This is a genomic window from Aeribacillus sp. FSL W8-0870 (genome assembly GCF_037963755.1).
Lineage (GTDB): Bacteria > Bacillota > Bacilli > Bacillales > Aeribacillaceae > Aeribacillus > Aeribacillus composti.
Genome location: NZ_CP150165.1, coordinates 2,430,398 through 2,453,267, shown reverse-complemented (window position 1 = coordinate 2,453,267; position 22,870 = coordinate 2,430,398). Strand labels below are relative to the sequence as shown.

23 protein-coding genes are annotated in these 22,870 nt (G+C 41.6%); 22 read left to right on the top strand and 1 reads right to left on the bottom strand.

The window, feature by feature from the left end:
- Window positions 1-65: 65 nt before the first annotated feature.
- A complete protein-coding gene (locus NSU02_RS11850) occupies window positions 66-1,295 on the bottom strand; it encodes an IS110 family transposase (RefSeq protein WP_027725928.1) in 1,230 nt (409 codons plus the stop codon).
- A gap of 432 nt (window positions 1,296-1,727) precedes the next feature.
- Between NSU02_RS11850 and fabG the strand changes: the two genes are divergently transcribed.
- From fabG to topA, 22 genes are all read left to right on the top strand, one after another.
- Window positions 1,728-2,471 (top strand): 3-oxoacyl-[acyl-carrier-protein] reductase, encoded by a 744-nt coding sequence (gene fabG / locus NSU02_RS11845; protein WP_063388437.1) that lies wholly within the window; start codon window positions 1,728-1,730, stop codon window positions 2,469-2,471.
- A 62-nt stretch (window positions 2,472-2,533) separates the two neighbouring features.
- The gene (locus tag NSU02_RS11840; protein ID WP_063388436.1) at window positions 2,534-2,767 is read left to right on the top strand and encodes an acyl carrier protein; all 234 of its coding nucleotides are present in this window, start codon (window positions 2,534-2,536) and stop codon (window positions 2,765-2,767) included.
- 113 nt (window positions 2,768-2,880) lie between these two features.
- Window positions 2,881-3,621: a ribonuclease III gene (rnc, locus tag NSU02_RS11835; RefSeq protein WP_063388435.1), complete on the top strand. Its 741-nt coding sequence runs from the start codon at window positions 2,881-2,883 to the stop codon at window positions 3,619-3,621.
- 86 nt (window positions 3,622-3,707) lie between these two features.
- On the top strand, window positions 3,708-7,274 hold the full coding sequence (gene smc, locus NSU02_RS11830) for a chromosome segregation protein SMC (RefSeq protein ID WP_327847728.1): 3,567 nt from the start codon (window positions 3,708-3,710) through the stop codon (window positions 7,272-7,274).
- Between the two features lie 15 nt (window positions 7,275-7,289).
- Window positions 7,290-8,273 (top strand): signal recognition particle-docking protein FtsY, encoded by a 984-nt coding sequence (gene ftsY / locus NSU02_RS11825; RefSeq protein ID WP_339192946.1) that lies wholly within the window; start codon window positions 7,290-7,292, stop codon window positions 8,271-8,273.
- Window positions 8,274-8,367: 94 nt separating this feature from the next.
- Window positions 8,368-8,700 (top strand): putative DNA-binding protein, encoded by a 333-nt coding sequence (locus NSU02_RS11820; protein ID WP_063388432.1) that lies wholly within the window; start codon window positions 8,368-8,370, stop codon window positions 8,698-8,700.
- An 11-nt stretch (window positions 8,701-8,711) separates the two neighbouring features.
- Entirely contained in the window at window positions 8,712-10,052 is a 1,341-nt protein-coding gene (ffh, locus tag NSU02_RS11815; RefSeq protein WP_066246533.1) for a signal recognition particle protein, read from the top strand.
- Between the two features lie 96 nt (window positions 10,053-10,148).
- Window positions 10,149-10,421, top strand: coding sequence for a 30S ribosomal protein S16 (gene rpsP, locus NSU02_RS11810; protein WP_063388430.1), 273 nt, complete (start codon window positions 10,149-10,151; stop codon window positions 10,419-10,421).
- Between the two features lie 12 nt (window positions 10,422-10,433).
- Window positions 10,434-10,664, top strand: a complete 231-nt coding sequence (locus NSU02_RS11805) for a KH domain-containing protein (RefSeq protein ID WP_063388429.1) — start codon at window positions 10,434-10,436, stop codon at window positions 10,662-10,664.
- A gap of 184 nt (window positions 10,665-10,848) precedes the next feature.
- Entirely contained in the window at window positions 10,849-11,229 is a 381-nt protein-coding gene (locus NSU02_RS11800; RefSeq protein WP_063388427.1) for a YlqD family protein, read from the top strand.
- 10 nt (window positions 11,230-11,239) lie between these two features.
- Window positions 11,240-11,761 (top strand): ribosome maturation factor RimM, encoded by a 522-nt coding sequence (rimM, locus tag NSU02_RS11795; protein WP_066246531.1) that lies wholly within the window; start codon window positions 11,240-11,242, stop codon window positions 11,759-11,761.
- Window positions 11,758-12,492: a tRNA (guanosine(37)-N1)-methyltransferase TrmD gene (gene trmD / locus NSU02_RS11790; RefSeq protein WP_339192945.1), complete on the top strand. Its 735-nt coding sequence runs from the start codon at window positions 11,758-11,760 to the stop codon at window positions 12,490-12,492. Before rimM ends, trmD begins: the two co-directional genes overlap by 4 nt.
- Before the next feature lie 129 nt (window positions 12,493-12,621).
- The gene (gene rplS, locus NSU02_RS11785; RefSeq protein WP_063388424.1) at window positions 12,622-12,963 is read left to right on the top strand and encodes a 50S ribosomal protein L19; all 342 of its coding nucleotides are present in this window, start codon (window positions 12,622-12,624) and stop codon (window positions 12,961-12,963) included.
- A gap of 211 nt (window positions 12,964-13,174) precedes the next feature.
- Window positions 13,175-13,726 (top strand): signal peptidase I, encoded by a 552-nt coding sequence (lepB, locus tag NSU02_RS11780; protein WP_339192944.1) that lies wholly within the window; start codon window positions 13,175-13,177, stop codon window positions 13,724-13,726.
- Window positions 13,727-13,735: 9 nt separating this feature from the next.
- Window positions 13,736-14,590, top strand: a complete 855-nt coding sequence (gene ylqF / locus NSU02_RS11775; RefSeq protein ID WP_063388422.1) for a ribosome biogenesis GTPase YlqF — start codon at window positions 13,736-13,738, stop codon at window positions 14,588-14,590.
- Window positions 14,591-14,888: 298 nt separating this feature from the next.
- Window positions 14,889-15,650, top strand: a complete 762-nt coding sequence (locus tag NSU02_RS11770) for a ribonuclease HII (protein WP_232515767.1) — start codon at window positions 14,889-14,891, stop codon at window positions 15,648-15,650.
- Window positions 15,651-15,655: 5 nt separating this feature from the next.
- Window positions 15,656-17,143 (top strand): hypothetical protein, encoded by a 1,488-nt coding sequence (locus tag NSU02_RS11765; RefSeq protein ID WP_339192943.1) that lies wholly within the window; start codon window positions 15,656-15,658, stop codon window positions 17,141-17,143.
- The gene (locus NSU02_RS11760; protein WP_063388419.1) at window positions 17,140-17,409 is read left to right on the top strand and encodes an EscU/YscU/HrcU family type III secretion system export apparatus switch protein; all 270 of its coding nucleotides are present in this window, start codon (window positions 17,140-17,142) and stop codon (window positions 17,407-17,409) included. The genes NSU02_RS11765 and NSU02_RS11760 overlap by 4 nt, the downstream gene beginning before the upstream one ends.
- Before the next feature lie 118 nt (window positions 17,410-17,527).
- Entirely contained in the window at window positions 17,528-18,688 is a 1,161-nt protein-coding gene (sucC, locus tag NSU02_RS11755) for an ADP-forming succinate--CoA ligase subunit beta (RefSeq protein WP_063388418.1), read from the top strand.
- Window positions 18,689-18,705: 17 nt separating this feature from the next.
- Window positions 18,706-19,608 (top strand): succinate--CoA ligase subunit alpha, encoded by a 903-nt coding sequence (gene sucD / locus NSU02_RS11750; protein WP_066246522.1) that lies wholly within the window; start codon window positions 18,706-18,708, stop codon window positions 19,606-19,608.
- The gene (dprA, locus tag NSU02_RS11745) at window positions 19,586-20,551 is read left to right on the top strand and encodes a DNA-processing protein DprA (protein WP_339192942.1); all 966 of its coding nucleotides are present in this window, start codon (window positions 19,586-19,588) and stop codon (window positions 20,549-20,551) included. Before sucD ends, dprA begins: the two co-directional genes overlap by 23 nt.
- A gap of 160 nt (window positions 20,552-20,711) precedes the next feature.
- Complete coding sequence (gene topA, locus NSU02_RS11740; RefSeq protein ID WP_063388416.1) at window positions 20,712-22,790, top strand: type I DNA topoisomerase; 2,079 nt, start codon at window positions 20,712-20,714, stop codon at window positions 22,788-22,790.
- The last annotated feature ends 80 nt before the right edge of the window (window positions 22,791-22,870 follow it).

The following is a 22,870-nucleotide window of genomic DNA, read 5'->3' as shown; positions in this document are numbered from 1 at the left end:
CCCAGTATTGGTACATGTAATAAACTGGGTCTAAAGGTTGATATTGGTATACCAGATCGATCCTCTTATCGATCTTCCCCCTTTCTTGGCGTGTAGATTTGACCGTTGCGTAGCAGCGCATCGATCACACGCACGAGTTTTCTAGCGGTGAGGACGAGGGCTCGTTTATGTTGGTGTTTGGGCACTTCCTCATACTTCTTCCGGTAGTACGCACGAAACGTCGCATCATGCCGTTGCACCGAGTTGGCAGCCTCCACTAGGTAGTAACGGAGATAGCGATTGCCGGAACGAATGAGGGAGGTGTCCTCGGCTTGAAAACGGCCCGATTGGTGCTTGGACCATGTCAAGCCGGCATATTTTGCCAAGGCGGCCTGGTTGTGAAACCGCTCGATTTGCCCGATTTCGGCCAGGATGCCTGCGGTATAAACCGGTCCGATGCCTGGGATGGTTTGCAGTGTGTTCGGAATGCCTTCAAGATGGCGGGTAATGGCTTTATCGAGCTCTTTGAGCTGCGATTGCAGGCTGCGGATTGATTGAATCGACAGCCCTAACAGCAAGTCGATGGAATCCTCGACACACTTGGACAACCGATACGACGAACGGGCCGCCTTTTGAATCGACTTGGCGATGCATTCCGGATCGGCAAAGCGATTGCGCCCTTTTTGGCGCAGGAAGTCGGCCAACTGCTTGACATCCATTTGGCAGATGTCATCGAGGCTCCACGACTCAAGCAGCAGTTCGAGAATGGCATGTCCGAAGATCGAACTGTCCACCTCTTGGGTAAAGGAACTGCATTTGTAAAACAAGTGCTGGAGAAAATACTGTTTCTCACGGGTTAACTGGTGGACGAGATGATATCGCATGCGTGTCAGTCGCTGAAGCGCGAGAAACTGCTCCTTGAGGACAGCCGTCATCTTCAGACGGCCGAAGCGAAGCCGATCCGCAATGATCCAAGCATCGATGTCATCCGTTTTCTCCAAGTCGACATAGGCTTCTTTAAACTTGCGAATGAGCTTTGGATTGATCGTAAACACCTTGACGTTCCAAGCCTGCAAGGCCTCCTGCTGGTGGAAAAACATAGCTGGATGCCAACTGTAGACCGAGGTGGCTTCCATCCCGATCAGAATTTCGGTTGGCTTTCGCTTGTTAGCCCACAGGAGGATTTGATCCCGAAGGAAGGTGGCGCCCAGAAGATGATTATCCACTTTGAAGCGTGCGCACGTATTTCCTTCATGATCCATAATGCAGGTGGCTAAGTCGCGTGAGCTCACGTCGATCCCGACGTAGAGTTTCATGAGATCACCTCCTATTGTTGTAGGATCGAGGGGTAGGACTCTTCGGGATGCCCCCGGATCGCGCCTGTTGACCAGTCACCCTCGCATATGAGAACTCACGTTGGACCATGGGCTGCCCTGGAAGCTGCTCCTTCCAGCATGGGGAAAACCAACGGGAACAGCCTGCGGGTTAGACGTCCAAACAGGGGCCGAGGAGACAGACTTTACAAGTAGTCAAAGCTACAGGAGTGAGAAGAGTATCCCCGATGATCCTAAGACCATTATCCAGGAACATTGCGAAAAGTCCAACCCCGGTACGCTGAACCCTTTGTGGGAGGGGCGCGCCCCTCCCACAAAGGCAACCACCCAAGATATGCGATTGTCAAGGAGCGTATCGGACTGGAAATTCGATAAAAAAACTTTCTGAAACTTAGTATACGAGGAGGTATGATTATGCTTTCAGGGAAAACGGCTCTTGTAACGGGAGGAAGCCGCGGAATCGGCCGAGCGATTGCTATTGATCTTGCCAAAAATGGCGCGGATGTTGCTGTAAATTATTCTGGTAATGAGGAAAAAGCCAATGAAGTGGTTAAAGAAATTGAATCCTTAGGACGGAAAGCTTTTGCCATTCGCGCTAATGTTGCAAATGCTGATGAAGTAAACAGCATGGTCAATGAAGTAATCGAACGATTCGGCCGTCTCGACATTCTTGTAAATAATGCCGGAATCACGAAAGATAATTTGCTTATGCGAATGAAAGAATCAGAATGGGACGACGTGATCAACATAAATTTAAAAGGCGTTTTCAATTGTACAAAAGCGGTCACAAGACAAATGATGAAGCAGCGTTCCGGCAGGATCATCAACATCGCATCGATCGTCGGTATAGCTGGTAATGCTGGCCAGGCAAACTATGTAGCGGCTAAAGCCGGGATTATCGGACTGACGAAGACGACTGCGAAGGAGCTGGCGGGCCGAAATATTACAGTAAATGCTGTAGCGCCAGGTTTTATTTCAACCGATATGACGGATCAGCTCCCTGAACAAATAAGAAATGAAATGCTCAAACAAATTCCGCTCGGACGTTTCGGCGAGCCGAATGATATTGCCAATATGGTAACATTCATTGCTTCTGATAAAAGCTCCTATATGACAGGGCAAACACTTTGTCTCGACGGCGGAATGGTCATGTATTAATTTTGAATTCGTTGTAGTAATATGAAGACAAATCTTCTATAATACTGGAGGGAGGTGAAAGTATGGCAGATGTATTGGAGCGTGTTACGAAGATCATCGTCGACCGTCTCGGAGTTGATGAATCTGAAGTAAAGCTTGAATCCTCTTTTAAAGACGATCTCGGCGCTGATTCCCTAGACGTTGTTGAACTTGTTATGGAATTAGAAGATGAGTTCGGCATGGAAATTTCCGACGAAGAAGCGGAACAAATTGTGACTGTAGGGGATGCAGTTAATTACATACAGAGCAAACTATAATTGCATGTTTTTAAAAAGTCCCGTATCTTTGCGGGGCTTTCTCCCTTTTCATCCCTTTTTTTGTTAACATAAAGTAGAGGTTGTTTCATTTGTTTAGAAAATGGAGGTAACGTATGCCTAACAAAACAAATTTAAAAAAAAATTTTTTTAAAAAAATAGAAAAGTTTCGTGATTTCCAAGCAAAAATCGGCATTACGTTCACGAATGAAAAGCTCTTATTTCAGGCTTTTACACATTCATCCTATGTGAATGAGCATCGCAAAAAACCGTATGAAGACAATGAACGGCTGGAATATTTAGGTGATGCAGTATTGGAGCTGACGGTTTCGGAGTACTTGTATAAAAAATATCCGACAATGTCTGAAGGCAATTTAACAAAGCTGAGAGCTGCCATTGTTTGCGAGCCATCGCTTGTTACTTTTGCCAACGAGCTTTCTTTTGGCGAACTCGTTTTGCTCGGAAAAGGAGAGGAAATGACTGGGGGGCGCGGTCGTCCAGCTCTTTTAGCTGATGTCTTTGAGGCATTTATCGGCGCTTTGTATTTGGATCAAGGTCTTGAGTCAGTCACTTCTTTTTTAAATAAGGTCGTTTTCCCGAAAATCGACGAAGGTGCTTTTTCTCATGTGATGGATTTTAAAAGCAGATTGCAAGAGCTTATTCAACGTGACGGAAAAGGTGTTTTGGATTATAAAATTTTGGAAGAAAAAGGCCCCGCTCATAATAAAGAATTTGTTGCAACCGTATCTTTAAACGGAGAGGTGATCGGTTCAGGAGTGGGCCGTTCCAAAAAAGAAGCAGAACAGCATGCAGCTGAACAAGGATTGCAAAAATTAGGCGAATTCCCCCAAAAATAAACGGGGGATTTTTTATTGATATTGCTCCGATCATTTTTTGTTATGGTAAAATAGGAAAGACTTATTTGGAATGAAAGGGGATCACCATGTTCCTCAAACGTTTAGATATCGTAGGATTTAAATCTTTTGCAGATCGGATCAGCGTTGATTTTGCTGGCGGTGTTACCGCTGTTGTCGGCCCAAATGGGAGCGGAAAATCGAATATAACAGAAGCTATTCGATGGGTTCTTGGGGAGCAATCAGCAAAATCATTAAGAGGATCCAAAATGGAGGATATTATTTTTGCTGGAAGCGATACTCGCAAACGTTTAAATATGGCGGAAGTCACTTTAACTCTTGATAACGGCGATCAGTTTTTGCCGATCGATTATCATGAGGTAAGTGTGACAAGAAGAGTTTACCGCTCTGGAGAAAGTGAATTTTTTATAAACAAGCAATCTTGCCGCTTGAAAGATATTATCGACCTATTCATGGATTCCGGGCTCGGAAAAGAAGCGTTTTCAATTATCAGCCAAGGAAAGGTTGAAGAAATTTTAAGCGCGAAACCGGAAGATCGGCGGACAATTTTTGAAGAAGCGGCTGGTGTGCTAAAATATAAAACCCGAAAAAAGAAAGCTGAAATAAAACTTGCTGAAACTGAAGAAAATTTAAATAGAGTTCAAGACATTTTATATGAACTGAATGCGCAAATTGAGCCCCTTAAAATGCAGGCATCAATTGCAAAGGATTATTTGGATAAAAAGGAAGAACTGAAGCAGCATGAGGTCGCTCTTCTCGCGCATGAAATCGAAGAGCTTCATGATAGATGGGAAGCATTGAAACGTTCGGTCGAAGAAAATCGCGATCGCGAACTAGAGCTGACATCGCAAATACAAAAAAAAGAAGCGAATCTGGAAGAAATGCGGGATCAAATCAGTGCATTAGATGAATCAATCAATGATTTGCAGCAAGTTCTTCTTTTGGCAAGCGAAGAACTGGAGAAGCTTGAAGGGAAAAAAGAAGTTTTAAAAGAAAGAAAAAAACATGCGGCGCAAAACGAACAGCAGTTGAAAGAGCAAATCGCTGAGCTGACTGAACAAATAAATCAATTATTAAAAGAAAAAGAAGAGCAAAAAAGCGTCTATGAAACATGCGAAAAAGAAGTAAAAGAACTAAAATCCTTCCTGCAAAAAAAAGAAAACGAGCTGCTAAGCCTGGATGGAAACATCGAGGAAAAGCTTGAGCAGCTAAAAAGTGACTATTTTGAAAAATTAAATGAACTGGCAAGCGCTCGAAATGAAATCAATTATATTGAGGAGCAGCTAAGCTTGCGAAAAGTCAAAGCAGACCGCTTAGACGAGGCAAACGAAAAATATATTTCCGAAAGAAAAGAGCTGAAAAAAGAGAAAGGGAAAATAGAAGCACAGCTTTCTAAAATCGGAAAAACATTGCAAAATCAGCTTTCCTCTTATCATACAGGCTTAAAAACGTTGGAAAGCCTAAAACAACAATATGAAAAGAAGGAATCGCTGCTTTATCAAGCATATCAATATTTACAAAAAGCAAAATCAAAAAAAGAAATGCTAGAGGCGATGCAGGAGGATTATACCGGTTTCTTCCAGGGTGTCCGCGAAGTTTTAAAAGCAAAAAACAAGCTAAAAGGCATACATGGTGCTGCTATCGAGCTGTTGACAACGAAACATGAATATGAAACAGCCATTGAAATTGCTCTTGGCGCGGCAAGCCAGCATATAGTCGTTGACGATGAAGAATCGGCAAGACAGGCGATTGCGTTTTTGAAGAAAAATGCATTCGGCAGAGCGACGTTCCTTCCTTTATCTGTCATCAAAGGCCGCTCAATCCCGAAATATCAGCTTTCGATTGCAGAAAGCCATCCTGATTTTATCGGGATAGCGTCTCAACTCGTGGAATATGAATCAGCATATAAGCCGATCATAGAAAATCTGTTAGGAAACGTTATTATTGCAAAAACGTTGGAAGGGGCAAATGCGATTGCCAAACAAATTCAGTACTCGCACCGAATTGTTACGCTTGAAGGCGATGTAGTCAATCCAGGCGGATCGATGACAGGAGGAGCGGTGAAGCAGAAATCACCTTCTTTCCTTACCAAAAACCGAGAGCTTGAGTCGATTCGCGACAAAATTGCGGAAATGGAAGAAAAGACAGCTTCGCTCGAAAAAGAAGTAAAAAATCTGAAGCAATCGATTGCCAAAAAAGAGAAAGAGCTTGATGATCTGCGGGAAGAAGGATCTTCTTTGCGAATGGAAGAGCAAGCTTTGAAGGGCAGCTTGAGGGAAATTGAATTAAAAGAGCGAAATATTAATGATCATTTGAAGCTTTACGATGCTGAAAAAATCGCCTATGTAGAAGAACAGGAGAAGTTAGATGAAAGAAAAACAAAATTGCTGTCCTCCATCGAACAAATGGAAGGACAAATACAACAGCTAGATTCAGAGATTCGTCAGCTGGCCGAGAAGAAGGAGAAACAGCAAAAATCAAAGGAAGAATGGATGCAGGAAATAACAGAGCTCAAAATTATTCTTGCAGGAAAAGAGGAATCCTTTAAAAATAGTAAGGAACAATTAGCACGCCTTGAAAAAGAATATCATCTGGCGATTCAAAAAAAGAAAGAGGCGGAAAAAGATTTACAACTATTATTGGATGAAATCGACCGCGATCACTCCGGTGAAATCCAATTGGAAGAAATAAAAAAGGAGAAGCTTGAGGACAAAAATAAAACAATTGAATTGATCGCATCCCGCAGACGCCAGCGAATGAGCATGCAAGAAGAGCTGGAACGAGAAGAAAAAGAATGGAAAGAGCTGAAGCGCGCTCATAAACAACTGACGGACGTTCTAAAAGATGAAGAAGTGAAATTAAACAGGCTGGATGTGGAGCTTGATCAGCTCTTGAATTATTTGCAAAATGAGTATAAGCTAACTTTTGAAGCAGCAAAGGCCCGCTTTCCTTTACAGATGGAGAAAGAAGAGGCGAAGAAAAAAGTAAAGCTGATTAAACTGGCATTAGAAGAGCTTGGAACCGTAAACTTAGGGGCAATTGATGAGTACGAGCGGGTGCGTGAACGGCATGAGTTTTTAACAGAACAGAGGGACGATTTATTGAATGCAAAAGAAACTCTTTTTAAAGTCATCGCCGAAATGGATGAAGAAATGAAAAAGCAGTTTTCCCAAATGTTTGCCAAAATACGTTCTCAATTCGATATCGTTTTTAAAGAACTGTTCGGAGGCGGAAAAGCGGATTTAATTTTGACAAATCCCGACGATCTGTTAAACACCGGAGTGGACATTATTGCTCAGCCTCCAGGGAAAAAACTGCAATATTTAAGCCTGCTGTCCGGAGGCGAACGCGCTTTGACTGCAATTGCCCTTCTATTTTCCATATTAAAGGTACGTCCTGTTCCGTTTTGTGTTCTCGATGAAGTAGAGGCGGCATTGGATGAAGCAAACGTTCAAAGATTTTCTAAATTTTTGAAGCGTTTCAGTGAGAATACTCAATTTATTGTCATCACCCACCGGAAAGGGACGATGGAAGAAGCGGATGCTTTATATGGTGTGACAATGCAAGAATCGGGAGTGTCAAAAGTTGTATCCGTCCGCTTGGAAGATACAGTTAGATATGTGAAATCGTCGTGAAAGGAAGAAAAATAAATGAGTTTTTTTAAGAAATTAAAAGAAAAAATTTCAAAGCAGAAGGATTCAGTAACGGCAAAATTTAAAGAAGGGCTTGAAAAAACGAGAAGCTCTTTTACAGAAAGCTTAAATGAACTTGTTTCGCGCTATCGAAAGGTTGATGAAGAATTTTTCGAGGAATTAGAGGAAATTTTGATTACTGCCGATGTCGGCGTTCAAACGGTCATGGACTTGATCGATGAATTGAAAATGGAAGTGAAAAGGCGAAACATTCAAGAACCGAAGGAAGTGCGCGCTGCCATTTCCGAAAAGCTTGTTGAATTTTACCAAGGAGAAGACGGCGCTCCTACCGATTTAAACATTGAAGACGGCCGGTTAAACATCGTATTGTTTGTTGGCGTCAATGGTGTTGGAAAAACGACGACGATCGGAAAGCTTGCACATCGATTAAAAGAAGAAGGAAAATCTGTCCTTCTTGCTGCCGGCGACACGTTCCGAGCAGGCGCCATCGAACAGCTGGAAGTTTGGGGGGATCGGGTTGGCGTAGATGTGATTAAACAATCGGCAGGCTCTGATCCTGCTGCCGTCGTGTATGACGCCATTCAGGCCGCTCGCTCTCGAAAAGTAGACGTCTTATTATGTGATACTGCTGGACGGCTTCAAAATAAGATGAATTTAATGAAAGAGCTTGAGAAAGTAAAGCGGGTTATCGAACGGGAAATTCCAGGTGCTCCGCATGAAGTGCTGCTTGTCCTTGATGCGACAACCGGACAAAATGCAATGAGCCAGGCAAGACAGTTTTCGGAGGCGACAAATGTCACTGGAATTGCCTTGACAAAATTGGATGGCACTGCGAAGGGAGGAATTGTTCTAGCCATTCGAAATGAGCTGAACATTCCTGTAAAACTGGTGGGGCTTGGCGAAAAAATGGACGATCTTGAGAAATTTGATGCAGAGAAATATGTTTATGGGCTGTTTGCCGATTTAGTAGATGAAGCGTAACGTAATTGTGTTAAGAAAAAAACTTGACATCTACAGTTAGAATCGATACACTAAAAACATGTAAAGGCAATTCACTTAACAACAGGGGGTGTTGATGTTGCTTGAAAAAACAACGAGGATGAATTATTTATTTGATTTTTATCAGTCGTTGTTGACGCCAAAGCAAAAAAGCTACATGTCTCTGTACTACTTGGATGATTACTCCCTAGGTGAAATTGCTGAAGAATACAACGTCAGCCGCCAGGCAGTGTACGACAACATAAAACGGACGGAAATGATGCTGGAGGAATACGAGCAGAAGCTTCAGCTGTTCAAGAAATTTCAAGAGCGTAAAAAAATAATTGAAAAGCTGAAAGGTCTGCCTTTCCAATCGGAAATGAAGGAAGAATTTGACCGACTACTTCATCTTTTGGAAAAACTGGATTAGGAGGAGCCGCCATGGCTTTTGAGGGATTAGCCAACCGACTGCAAAACACGATGGCTAAAATCCGCGGCAAAGGAAAGGTTTCTGAAGCGGATGTCAAAGAAATGATGAGGGAAGTTCGTCTTGCTCTTTTGGAAGCGGACGTCAACTATAAAGTCGTCAAAGACTTTATTAAGAAAGTCAGCGAAAGGGCTGTTGGCCAGGAAGTCATGAAAAGCTTGACACCAGGCCAGCAAGTTATCAAAGTAGTGAAAGAAGAGCTGACCGAGCTGATGGGCGGCGAGCAGAGCAAAATTGCCGTAAGCAAACGGCCGCCGACGGTGATTTTGATGGCGGGCCTTCAAGGTGCAGGGAAAACGACTACGACTGGAAAGCTTGCCAACTACTTGCGAAAAAAACATAACCGAAACCCGCTTCTTGTTGCAGCTGATATTTATCGTCCTGCAGCCATTAAACAATTAGAAACATTAGGAAAGCAGCTTGGCATGCCTGTATTTTCACTCGGCGACAAGGTAAGCCCTGTTGAAATAGCCAAACAGGCGCTGGAATATGCCAAAAATGAGCATCATGATTATGTTCTCATTGATACAGCCGGACGCTTGCATATCGATGAAAATCTGATGGATGAATTAAAGCAGGTGAAGGAAGCTGCAAATCCTGATGAGATTTTTCTCGTTGTCGATGCCATGACTGGACAAGATGCCGTCAATGTGGCAAAAAGCTTTCATGATGAGCTTGGCATTACCGGTGTTATTTTGACAAAGCTTGATGGGGATACACGTGGCGGTGCTGCGCTTTCCATTCGTGCGGCAACAGGTGCTCCGATTAAATTTGCCGGGATGGGCGAAAAGCTGGATGCGCTCGAACCGTTTCATCCCGAACGAATGGCATCGCGTATATTAGGAATGGGAGATGTCTTGACCCTGATCGAAAAGGCTCAAGAGAACGTCGATCAGGAGAAAGCGAAGCAGCTGGAAGAAAAAATGAGGACGATGTCTTTTACTTTCGATGATTTTTTAGAGCAGCTTGAACAAGTAAGAAACATGGGTCCTCTTGATGAGTTGATTTCCATGCTGCCTGGTGCAGGGAAAATGAAAGGCTTGAAAAACATTCAAGTTGATGAAAAGCAGCTAAGCCACGTTGAAGCGATCATCCGCTCCATGACAAAAGAAGAAAAAGAGAAGCCGGAAATTATTAATGCAAGCAGAAGAAAACGGATTGCTAAAGGGAGCGGTACTTCTGTCCAGGAAGTAAACAGGCTTTTAAAGCAGTTTGAAGAAATGAAAAAAATGATGAAGCAAATGACTTCAATGACAAAAGGCAAGCGAAAAGGATTTAAATTTCCTTTTATGTAATAAAAATTTATTCTGTTAAGAAAAAACACTTTACAAACTTTTTGATCATTGATAATATTCTATTTTGTTGAAAATATTTCGGAGGTGTAAAAAAATATGGCAGTTAAAATTCGTTTAAAACGCATGGGTGCAAAAAAATCTCCATTTTATCGCATTGTTGTAGCTGATTCCCGTTCTCCTAGAGATGGACGTTTCATTGAAACGATCGGTACGTACAATCCAGTAAAGGATCCTGCTGAAGTGAAAATTGACGAAGAATTGGCTCTTAAGTGGCTTCAAAACGGTGCAAAACCGTCTGACACTGTTCGTAACCTGTTTTCGAAACAAGGGATTATGGAAAAATTCCACAATGCGAAATATAGTAAATAATGTGTGATTATTATGGAACAGTTAATAACAACAATTGCCAAAGCTATTGTTGATCATCCGGATGAAGTCAAGGTGAACAGAGAGGAGAAAAAAGGTGAAATTGTATATACTCTTTCTGTTCACCAAGACGATATTGGCAAAGTGATTGGAAAACAAGGCCGTATTGCAAAAGCGATCAGGACGGTCGTTTATGCAGCGGCTAGCGGCAAATCAATGAGAGTAACGCTTAAAATTAATGATTAAAAGGTGAGGGGATTGCTCCTCGCCTTTTTTACAAAAGAAGAAAAGCTGATTTCGCAGGATCAAAAAATCACATTTGAAATTGCGACGATTCCAGACCTCCCTCTTCTGGCCAGAAGGGAAAAGCCGGGAGGGATCTTCCATGAATATACTCCTCGGAGCAATTTTATGACTGGAGGAGAGAGGAATGAAAATCATTTATCCGATCACAGTAAAGCAAATATTGACGGAAAACAGCAAGGAAAAACTGATTCATAAATGGCAGGCAAAAAAAGAAGAAATGAAACGGGAATGCGATCAATTATATTTTCAGCTGAAAAAAGCTGAAAAAACAACAAAAAACCAGTCCATCATTTCCCAGTACCATCAGGAAATCAACAAAAGAAAGGAAAAAATGAAGTTGATGGAATTTAAGCTTCAGCAAATCGATATGCTCCCTCTAGGCAGCGAATTAAAAGAACGGGAAGTGAACGCAGTAATCGAAGTAAAAGAAGGCGACAACTGGGATCAATTGCTGAATGAAAAAACGATTGTGATCGAAGATGGAGTAGTAAAAGAGATTCGCTAGAGGTGATCATATGGCCGAAAAATGGTTTCAAGTCGGAAAAATTGTCAATACGCACGGAATTCGCGGCGAAGTGCGCGTCGTTTCCGTAACTGATTTTCCTGATGAGCGATATAAACGCGGAAACCGTTTATACATTTTTCAAAAAGACAAAGAGCCTGTTGAAGTTATTGTCAAATCTCATCGAATTCATAAGAATTTTGATTTATTGTCTTTTGAAGGGTATGATTCGATCAATGAGGTTGAGCCGTTTAAAGGCTCAGACATAAAGGTTCCAGAAAGCCAGCTTGGCAGCCTGGATGAAGGAGAATATTATTTTCATGAAATCATCGGATGCTCCGTGTATACCGAAGACGGCGATGAACTGGGGATCATAAATGAAATTTTAACGCCCGGTGCCAACGATGTGTGGGTTGTCAAACGAAAAGGCAAAAAAGATTTGTTGATTCCATATATCGAGGATGTTGTGAAACATATTGATGTGAAAGAGAAGCGAGTCATCATTTTTCCTATGGAAGGGTTATTGGACAAATGATTATCGATGTACTGACTTTATTTCCTGATATGTTCGCTGGAGTTTTTAACCAATCGATTTTAAAAAAAGCTCAGGAGAAGGATGCTGTTTCGATTAACGTTATTAATTTTCGAGACTATTCAACAGACAAGCATCAGTCGGTCGATGATTATCCGTACGGTGGCGGTGCCGGCATGGTATTAAAGCCGGAGCCGATCTTTCATTCTGTTGAGGCTGTAAAAGAAAAGAGAAACGCACAGCATTCGAAAGTCATACTTGTTTGTCCGCAAGGAGAACGCTTTACCCAAAAAAAAGCAGAGCAGCTGGCTCAAGCAGATCATCTAATATTTATTTGCGGCCATTATGAAGGCTACGACGAAAGAATCCGTTTTCTTGTGACAGACGAAATTTCAATTGGAGACTTTGTCCTGACAGGCGGCGAGCTTGCCGCGATGGTCATCATTGACTGTGTTGTGCGTCTTCTACCAGGTGTTCTCGGAAATGAAGAATCGCACCAAAATGATTCTTTTTCAACGGGACTGCTTGAACATCCGCATTACACCCGCCCTGCTGAATTCAGGGGGATGAAGGTGCCTGATGTGTTATTGTCAGGCCATCACGAAAAAATAGCCGAATGGCGGGAAAAAGAATCGCTCCGAAGAACGTGGGAGCGCAGACCTGACTTATTGGACGGCTATTCTTTAACGGAAAAGCAAAAAAAATGGCTGGAAGAAATAAAAAAGGCGAAATGAATGCTTGCAAATGGTTTGTTTCCTATGATAAGATACGTTTTGTGACATAGACAGCCGGTCTTGTCTTTTTAAAACGATGTTCCGCTGCAAGCATCTTGTATGAGCATCTGTTGGAAGGAGATGATTGCGATGCAAAAATTAATTGAAGAAATTACGAAAGAACAACTTCGCACAGATTTGCCTGAATTTAGACCTGGGGATACCGTCCGTGTTCACGTGAAGGTTGTTGAAGGCTCCCGTGAACGGATTCAGGTTTTTGAAGGAGTTGTAATTAAACGCCGCGGCGGCGGTATTAGCGAAACATTTACTGTTCGTAAAGTTTCTTACGGCGTAGGTGTTGAACGTACATTCCCGCTGCACACTCCAAGAATTGCGAAAATCGAAGTTGTTCGCCGAGGCAAAGTGCGTCGTGCAAAACTTTACTATTTGCGCAATCTACATGGTAAAGCAGCTCGCATTAAAGAAAGATAAACATTCGAACATAAAAAGGGCTTGTATTCAATACAGGCCCTTTTGTCATGTGAGCAGTCATTCACTTATGAATTCATTTAATATTTTTGGAAAAAATTATTTAGCGAAAGCATAATCTGTTTAAAAATAGGTGGACATGTTCTTTTGTTAAGCCAATAATTGTATTAAAATAAATAAAAAACCATTTTAAAAACATAAAGGTGTGAAAGAAATGTCACGTAAAAAAAATGAATTTTTTGAGTGGATGAAAGCTCTAGGTGTCGCCGTCTTGTTGGCGGTCGTCATTCGGACGTTTTTCTTTGCTCCGATTGTCGTTGATGGAGTTTCCATGAGGCCGACATTACAAGACCAGGACCGAATGATCGTGAATAAAATCGGAACGAAGCTTGGTGAAATAAAACGCTTTGACATTGTCGTCTTTCATGCAACGGAAGAGAAAGACTACATTAAGCGTGTCATCGGTTTGCCTGGCGATCATATAGAATATAAAGATGACACCCTCTACATTAACGGCAAGAAGTATGAAGAGCCATACTTGGAAAAATATAAACAAAACGGCGTGGATGGCCCTTTAACAGAACCATTTAAACTTGAAGACATTATTGGAAGATCAACTGTGCCTGAAGGCGAATTGTTTGTTATGGGTGATAATAGAAGATACAGCAAAGACTCGCGGCATATAGGGACCATTCCGATTGAATCAGTTATGGGGAAAACTAATTTTGTTTATTGGCCGCTTTCTGAATTTGGAGTTGTAAAGTAGGTGAAGTAGATGACGATTCAATGGTTTCCAGGGCATATGGCAAAAGCGAGACGGCAAGTTGTTGAAAAATTGAAACTGATAGATATTGTCTATGAGCTTGTCGATGCCCGAATCCCTCAGTCATCGAGAAATCCGATGATTGATGACATTATTGCCAATAAAAAAAGAATTTTAATTTTAAATAAAAAGGATATGGCAGACGAAAGCATTACGAAAGAATGGATTCAGTACTACAAAGAACAGGGCATTGCATCAATAGCCATCGACTCGCAAACAGGATCAGGACTAAAACAAATCGTGCAGCTTTCAAAAGAACTGCTCGAAAAAGAACGTGAAAAAATGAAAGCAAAAGGGGTAAAACCAAGGGCGATCCGCGCATTAATTGTTGGAATTCCGAATGTCGGCAAATCAACGCTGATCAATCGCCTTGCAGGAAGAAACATTGCCAAAACCGGCGATCGTCCAGGCATAACGAAACAGCAAAGCTGGATCAAGACAGGAAAAGAATTGGAGCTGCTCGATACCCCAGGCATTCTTTGGCCGAAATTTGAAGATGAAGAAGTCGGGCTGAAGCTGGCTGCGACAGGCGCCATTAAGGATGAGATTTTAAATTTGCAGGATGTAGCAGCTTATGCGATGCGATACTTGATCAAGCATTATCCAGATCGTTTAATGGATCGCTATCAAATCGACAATCTATCAAATGAAAATGAAATCGTCGACTTATTTGATCATATTGGAAAAAAAAGAGGCTGTTTATCAGCTGGCGGCCTGATAGACTATGACAAGACGGCGGAAGTGTTCATAAGGGATGTTCGGACATTGAAGCTGGGGAAAATAAGTTTTGACCGGCCAAATGAATAAAGGCACGCATTCCGCGTGTCTATATTTTATTTTTAACAAAACTCGTTCACTTGAGAGAAGCGGTGCAATCGGCGCTTAACCGGTTAATCGGTTTTCCTTTCTTGACGGGTAAAGAGCTTCCAAAGAAGCTTTCGAGAAATAGTAAAAAAGTCTTGAAAGTCATTTGAGCATGTGAAAAATAGACGCTTAATCAAATTGCAGCCGAGGAAGCCGTTCATGTACAAACTATTCGAACGAAATTTACAAATGCAAATATTAAGGGAGAGGTTGAAGAAAGTTGAATTTAACGGCGAAGGAAATTGAAGAAAAGCTCAGTGCCATCCATGATATAAACGACCCTTTTTTTCTTGCCTGCCAAAAAGATGAGCGGAAAACCGTCCAAAAATTAGTAAAAAAATGGCTGAAGCAATATGAAAAAGAGCAGCAATTGAGACAGCAGTTTCAAAACATGTGCAAATACGAAAGAGAATTGAAAGAAAAGGGATTTCGAATGCTGGCAGGCATTGATGAAGTGGGAAGAGGGTGTCTTGCAGGTCCGGTCGTTGCTGCTTGCGTGATTTTGCCTGATGAATTTTATTTGCCGGGGCTGACGGACTCGAAAAAAATTTCGAAGCAAAAACGGGAAGAGTTTTTTCAATACATAATGGATCTGGCAGTAGATGTCGGGATTGGGTTTGTGTCGGCAAAAGAAATTGATGAACTAAACATTTACAATGCGACAAAAAAAGCAATGCTTTTAGCCATTGATCAATTAAAGCAGGGAAAGCCGGATCATTTATTGATTGATGCTCTTGAATTACCAATTAATATTCCGCAGCTTTCCATCATTAAGGGTGATGAAAAAAGCATTACGATTGCAGCAAGCTCCTGCGTCGCAAAAGTTGTGAGAGACAGGTACATGGAAGAGCTGGGAAAGCAATTTCCGGAATACGGCTTTGAACGTCATGTGGGCTACGGTACAAAGCAGCATTTGGAAGCGATCGAGAAGCACGGTGTGACGGAGCATCATCGGAAAAGCTTTGCTCCGGTACAAGATGCGTTAAACTTTTTTAACGGGTGATAAGAATGAATGAAATATCTGCTCTTCTTAGGAAGATAAGTCTTCAATCTCTTTTTGATCCCGCGGCCAAAACATTTCAAGATCAAGAGATTGTGAAAGGAAAAGTGTTGAAAATTTATCCTAATTCTCATGCATTGCTTGCAATTGGAAAAATGAAATTAACCGCTGCTGTTGAGGCGGATATTCAAGCAATGAAAACTTATTGGTTTCAGACTGAAGTAACGGAAAGCGGAATCAGACTGAAGCTTTTGTTTCCGGAAAAAGATGAAGGTCATACAGGCCGAGCTATTCTTGAACATTTCCGCCTGCCTGCTGACAATATGGCCTCGCAGCTTATTGATTTGCTGCTGGAAAATGAAATTCCTTTTTCCAAAAAAGACTTGGCTCTTGCCATCAACATTTTGCAGTCCTTTAAGGGAAAAGCTCCTCGTGAAAGTTTATTTCAGGCGCTTCTCATCGCTTTTGAAAAAAAACTGCCAATTGCGGAGCATGTCATCCGTCCTTTGCTGGCTGTTCAAGATGAGAAGAAGCTGTCTCAGCTCCTTTTTCAATTAGACGAAATGTTAAACAATAGCGGAAGAGCCGAGGACATGAAAGATCTAAACCGAAACCTGTTTCAGCTTACAAACCTTCGTTTTCTATATAAAGCCGAAGAAGTGAACCAAATATTGCGAGAAAGAAATGACACCTTTTCCAAGCAATTGTTGAATAAGCTTGAATTTTGGATGAAAGAAAATCCGCTAGCCATTAAGCAGCTTATACTGAATGAAAACAGTGAGCAAGCATCGCTTCAACCATTCACAAAAGACAAGGCGGACGGAAGTAGAATTGGACAAATGCTGAACGCGGAAGAAAAAAATACGCTGAAAGCAATGTTTCAGCAAAGCATCCACAACGTTTCCGCTCAAGAAGTGAAACAATTGTTAAAAACAGCGATAGCCAAAATCGGCTTATTTGAACATGCTGAAAGCAGTAGCGGTCAGAGTGAATGGCCATTAAAGACGCTGCTTATAAAATATTTGCAAAATATGGAACATTCAAGTTTAAGAGGGGCGATGGAGCGCGCTTTAGATTACATAAACGGACAGCATTTTATGCGGGAACAAAAAGGACCTGTTGAACAATTTTTTATTCATGTCCCCATTCAGTTAGGAGAGCAATGGACGGATATTACAATCCAAATCAACGGAAAAAAAGACGAAACAGAAAAAATAAATCCTAATTTTTGCCGAATCGTTTTTTCATTGTATTTAAAAGAAATAAAAGAAACAGTAGTGGACGTATTCATTCAAAATCGCGCTGTAAAAGTTACGATTTACAACGACATTCTTGAAGAAAGCGATATTGTTCAGCATTTGGGAAGCCTTCAGGAAAATTTAAAACAAATCAATTATGTTTTAACAGGAGTTTCTATCCAAAAGGGAAAAACGGATGAACAAACTCAAAAGGTCATTTCCGGACAACCTTACCAGAAGGTGGACATCAAAATATGAAAAAAGAAACAAAAGATTTAAAAGCTGTTGCCCTCAGCTATAACGATGAAAAGGACGCCGCGCCAAAAGTATCGGCAAAAGGTAAAGGGTATGTCGCTGAAAAAATCATTGAAAAAGCTAGAGAAAACAATGTTCCGATTCAAGAAGATCCCTCGCTTATTGAACTTTTGTCAGAAGTGGAAATAAATGAGCAAATTCCCGAGGAGCTTTATGAAGTGGTAGCTGAGCTTTTAAGCTTTATATACCGCTTAGACCAGCAAAGATGAAATAAACGACGTCTTTTTATAAAGAATGGTAGACAATGATGAAACATTTTTATACAATGAAAGCGCAGTCTAAAATTGCCTCGAAAAGGCTAAGATACATAAGTTAGGAGGATGGGATATGAATATCCATGAGTACCAGGGGAAAGAAATCCTCAGAAAATACGGCGTCACGGTACCGAACGGCAAAGTTGCGTTTTCCGTTGAGGAAGCGGTTGAAGCGGCAAAAGAGCTGGGTACTGACGTAGTGGTAGTCAAAGCGCAAATTCATGCTGGCGGCCGCGGGAAAGCTGGCGGAGTAAAAGTAGCGAAAAGTTTAGAAGAGGTTCGCGAGTATGCTAGTGAATTGTTAGGAAAAACGCTCGTTACACATCAAACAGGACCAGAAGGAAAAGAAGTCAAACGTCTTTTAATTGAAGAAGGCTGTGACATTAAAAAAGAATATTATGTTGGTTTTGTTGTTGATCGCGCAACCTCCCGCGTTGTTTTGATGGCGTCTGAAGAAGGCGGCACCGAAATTGAAGAAGTGGCAGCGAAAACACCGGAAAAAATCTTCAAAGAATATATTGATCCGGCAGTAGGACTTCAACCTTTCCAAGCTCGCCGAATCGCATTTAACATTAACATTCCGAAAGAATTAGTCGGACAAGCTGTTAAATTTATGTTGGGACTTTATCAAGTATTTGTCGAAAAGGATTGCTCCATTGCGGAAATTAACCCGCTTGTCGTTACAGGCGACGGAAAGGTTATGGCTTTGGATGCCAAACTAAACTTTGACTCCAATGCATTATACCGTCAAAAAGATGTGTTGGAATATCGTGATTTAGATGAGGAAAATCCGAAAGAAATTGAAGCTTCAAAATATGATTTAAGCTACATAGCTCTTGATGGCAATATCGGGTGCATGGTAAACGGAGCAGGTCTTGCCATGGCAACGATGGATATTATTAAATATTACGGCGGTGAACCAGCAAACTTCCTAGATGTCGGCGGCGGCGCAACGGCAGAAAAGGTTACGGAAGCGTTTAAAATTATTTTGTCGGATGAAAACGTAAAAGGGATTTTCGTCAATATCTTTGGAGGCATTATGAAATGCGATGTCATCGCACAAGGTGTCGTTGAGGCGACAAAACAAGTTGGCTTGACGATCCCGCTAGTCGTTCGTCTTGAGGGAACGAATGTTGAGCTTGGTAAAAAAATACTAGAAGAGTCAGGCCTAAATATTACATCTGCAGAGTCTATGGCAGACGGGGCGCAAAAAATCGTTTCATTAGTGAAATAGGAAAGCGAGGGAGAAGAATGAGCGTATTTATTAATAAAGATACAAAAGTAATCGTTCAGGGGATTACTGGATCTACTGCATTATTCCATACGAAACAAATGCTTGAATACGGAACGAAGATTGTCGGCGGGACATCCCCAGGCAAAGGCGGTCAGGAAGTCGAAGGAGTTCCGGTTTTCAACACGGTTGAAGAAGCGGTGAAACAAACCGGTGCCAATGCTTCCGTTATTTATGTCCCAGCTCCTTTTGCAGCGGATGCCATTATGGAAGCGGTTGATGCGGAGCTTGACCTAGTCATCTGTATTACAGAACATATCCCGGTTTTAGACATGGTCAAAGTAAAAAGATACATGGAAGGAAAGAAAACTCGATTAATCGGACCGAACTGCCCGGGAGTCATCACACCTGGCGAATGTAAAATCGGCATTATGCCAGGATATATCCACACTAAGGGACATGTCGGAGTCGTTTCCCGTTCAGGTACTTTGACATATGAAGCGGTTCATCAGCTTTCGCAAGCAGGCATTGGTCAGTCAACGGCTGTTGGAATTGGCGGGGACCCTGTAAACGGCACAAACTTCATTGATGTGCTAAAAGCATTTAACGAAGATCCGGAAACATATGCCGTCATTATGATTGGTGAAATAGGGGGTACAGCGGAAGAAGAAGCAGCTGAATGGATTAAAGCAAACATGACAAAACCAGTCGTAGGATTTATCGGCGGACAAACAGCACCTCCAGGAAAACGCATGGGACATGCGGGCGCAATTATTTCCGGAGGTAAAGGAACAGCAGCGGAAAAAATTAAGAAAATGAATGAATGTGGTATTAAAGTCGCAGATACTCCTTCCGTCATTGGTGAGACGTTAATCTCAGTTTTAAAAGAAAAAGGTTTATATGAAAAATGTAAAACTCATTAAAACAAAAGGAGTAGCCTCAAGGCTATTCCTTCTTTATAGAATTGAGGTGAGGGCTATTAATCCTAGAAATTTATTAATAAAACTCGCTCATTGCAAAGGTGCGGCAAAGAGAAGAATCGTTCAGCTTTTTGAACAGGAAGGCATGTATGAAGAAGCTCTGCATCTAACGCCTCAAACATTAGCCACCCGTCTGTTTATTCCTCCTAAAAACTATTCAACGTTTATAGAAGATTACCAATCCATTTCAACGGAGAGCCTGCTAAACTATTATAAAAACAGGAATATCCACCTGATTACAATCATTGATTCCCATTATCCAACGTATTTAAAGCATATTTTTGATCCGCCTCCCGTTTTATTTTGCCAAGGGGATATTAGTCTATTAAAAAATATCCGAAATTTAAGCGTTGTCGGAACCCGTCATGCAACGAAATATGGCTGCGACCTTGTTCAATATTTTGTTACGCATTTGGCGAAGCAAAAATTTACGATAATCAGCGGGCTTGCCCTCGGTATTGATGCGAAAGCCCATTGGACGGCCATTGAGGAGAATTCGAAAACAATTGCCGTAATCGCTGGTGGATTTGATCATATTTATCCGAAGGAAAACATGGAGCTGGCTAAAATCATCCAAAAGGAGCATCTTCTCCTCTCTGAGCATCCTCCATATAAAAGACCGGAAAAATGGATGTTTCCAATGCGAAATAGAATTATTAGCGGATTAAGCTTAGGAACCTTTGTTGCTCAAGCTTCCAAACGAAGCGGTTCTCTTATCACTGCCCAGCATGCTTTGGAACAAGGGAGAATCGTTTTTTCACCCCCGGTGCCATTATTTGATCCATTATTTCAAGGGAATATACAATTGTTAAAGGAAGGGGCAGCGCTTGCCCTGTCACCTGATGAGATTATAGAAGAATTAAAGCCGATGTATGAAGAAAAATAATTTTTTTGCGTCTAAAGGCGGAAGCTGATGAATACTGTTTGACAAAATGCATTGGAATATTTAATAATAGTGAAGATTATTTTAACAGTTGAATGATCAACAATCATTTTCATAAACTGATGCATAAAAAGAGAGAAAACCTCTTAAGGAGGAAAAATGAATGTCGGACTACTTAGTCATTGTGGAGTCGCCAGCAAAGGCGAAAACAATTGAAAAGTATTTAGGAAAAAAATATACCGTGAAGGCTTCAATGGGCCATGTTCGGGACTTGCCTAAAAGTCAAATGGGAGTTGACATAGAGCACAATTTTCAACCAAAATACATCACGATAAGAGGGAAAGGGCCGGTTCTGAAAGAGCTCAAGAACGCTGCTAAAAAGGCGAAAAAAGTTTTTCTTGCAGCCGACCCGGACAGAGAGGGAGAGGCGATTGCGTGGCATTTAGCGCAAAGCTTAGATATTGATATCCAATCCGATTGCCGCGTTGTGTTCAATGAAATTACAAAAGATGCGATCAAAGATTCTTTTAAATCGCCAAGAGCTATTAACATGGATTTAGTTGATGCCCAGCAGGCAAGAAGGGTATTAGACAGGCTGGTCGGCTACAATATCAGCCCGATCCTTTGGAAAAAGGTAAAGAAGGGTTTAAGTGCCGGGAGAGTTCAATCTGTTGCAGTCCGTCTAATTATCGATCGTGAAAATGAAATTAAACATTTCAAGCCTGAGGAATATTGGACGATTAACGGAGACTTTCTTAAAGGAACGGAGTCGTTTGAAGCTGCTTTTTGGGGTGTTGAAGGCAAAAAAAAGGATTTGAAAACAGAAGAAGATGTAAAACAGGTGCTCCAAAAAGTTATTGGAAATGAGTTTACTGTAACGAAAGTAACAAAAAAAGAACGGAGAAGAAATCCTGCACCTCCATTTACTACTTCCTCTTTACAGCAGGAAGCTGCAAGGAAACTCAATTTCCGTGCGAAGAAAACGATGATGGTAGCACAACAGCTGTATGAAGGAATAGACCTCGGCAAGGAAGGCACTGTCGGATTGATTACTTATATGCGTACCGATTCCACGCGAATTTCAGACACAGCGAAATCGGAGGCAATCAGTTATATTGAAAAGATGTTTGGCAGTGAATATGCGCAAGCCAAAACGAGAGGAAGTCAGAAATCAGGCAATGTTCAGGATGCTCACGAAGCGATACGGCCGACCAGCGCTTTTCGAAATCCGGATGGAATAAAAGACTTTTTAACAAAAGACCAATATAAATTATACAAACTGATTTGGGAACGATTTATCGCGAGCCAAATGTCGCCGGCTGTCATGGATACGATGAGCGTTGATTTGGAGAACAATGGTGTTATGTTCCGTGCAAACGGTTCAAAAATCAAATTCCATGGTTTTATGAAAGTATATGTAGAAGGGACGGACGATCAAGAAGAAGATAAAAGCAATCGTCTTTTGCCTGATCTTCAGGAAGGGGATAAAATCTTTTCAAAAGATTTAAAACCGGAGCAGCACTTTACACAGCCGCCTCCAAGGTATACGGAAGCGAGGCTTGTCAAAACGCTGGAGGAATTAGGCATAGGACGTCCTTCTACATATGCACCGACGCTCGATACCATTCAAAGAAGAGGGTATGTTGCGCTTGAAAACAAACGATTTGTCCCAACAGAACTTGGCCAAATTGTCCACGAGCTGATGATGGAATTTTTCCCTGAAATTTTGGATGTGGAATTTACTGCGAAAATGGAGCATGATTTAGATGATATTGAAGAAGGAAAAGTAAATTGGGTAAAAATTATTGATGAATTTTATCATGATTTTTCAAAGAATGTTAAAAAAGCCGAAAATGAAATGGAAAAGGTAGAAATAAAAGATGAATATGCCGGTGTAAAGTGTGAAAAATGCGGAAGCGAAATGGTTTACAAAATGGGAAGGTACGGAAAATTTTTGGCTTGCTCCAATTTTCCAGACTGCCGCAATACAAAACCGATTTTAAAAGAAATCGGTTTGAAATGTCCGAAATGCCATGAGGGAAATATTGTGGAGAGAAAGTCGAAGAGACGCCGCGTATTTTATGGATGTGACCGTTACCCAGAGTGCGATTTTATTTCTTGGGAAAAGCCGGTTGAAAGAAAATGTCCGAAATGTGGAGAAATTTTGGTAGAAAAACGTTTGAAAAAAGGTGTTCAAGTGCAATGTTCTTCTTGCGACTATAAAGAAGAACCGCAGCGTTAACAAATATCTTCTCTTTGGTGAGCAATGTAAAGCTCACCTTCTTCATGGAGATATTTCGGCAGCTTTTTCACGAAAACACA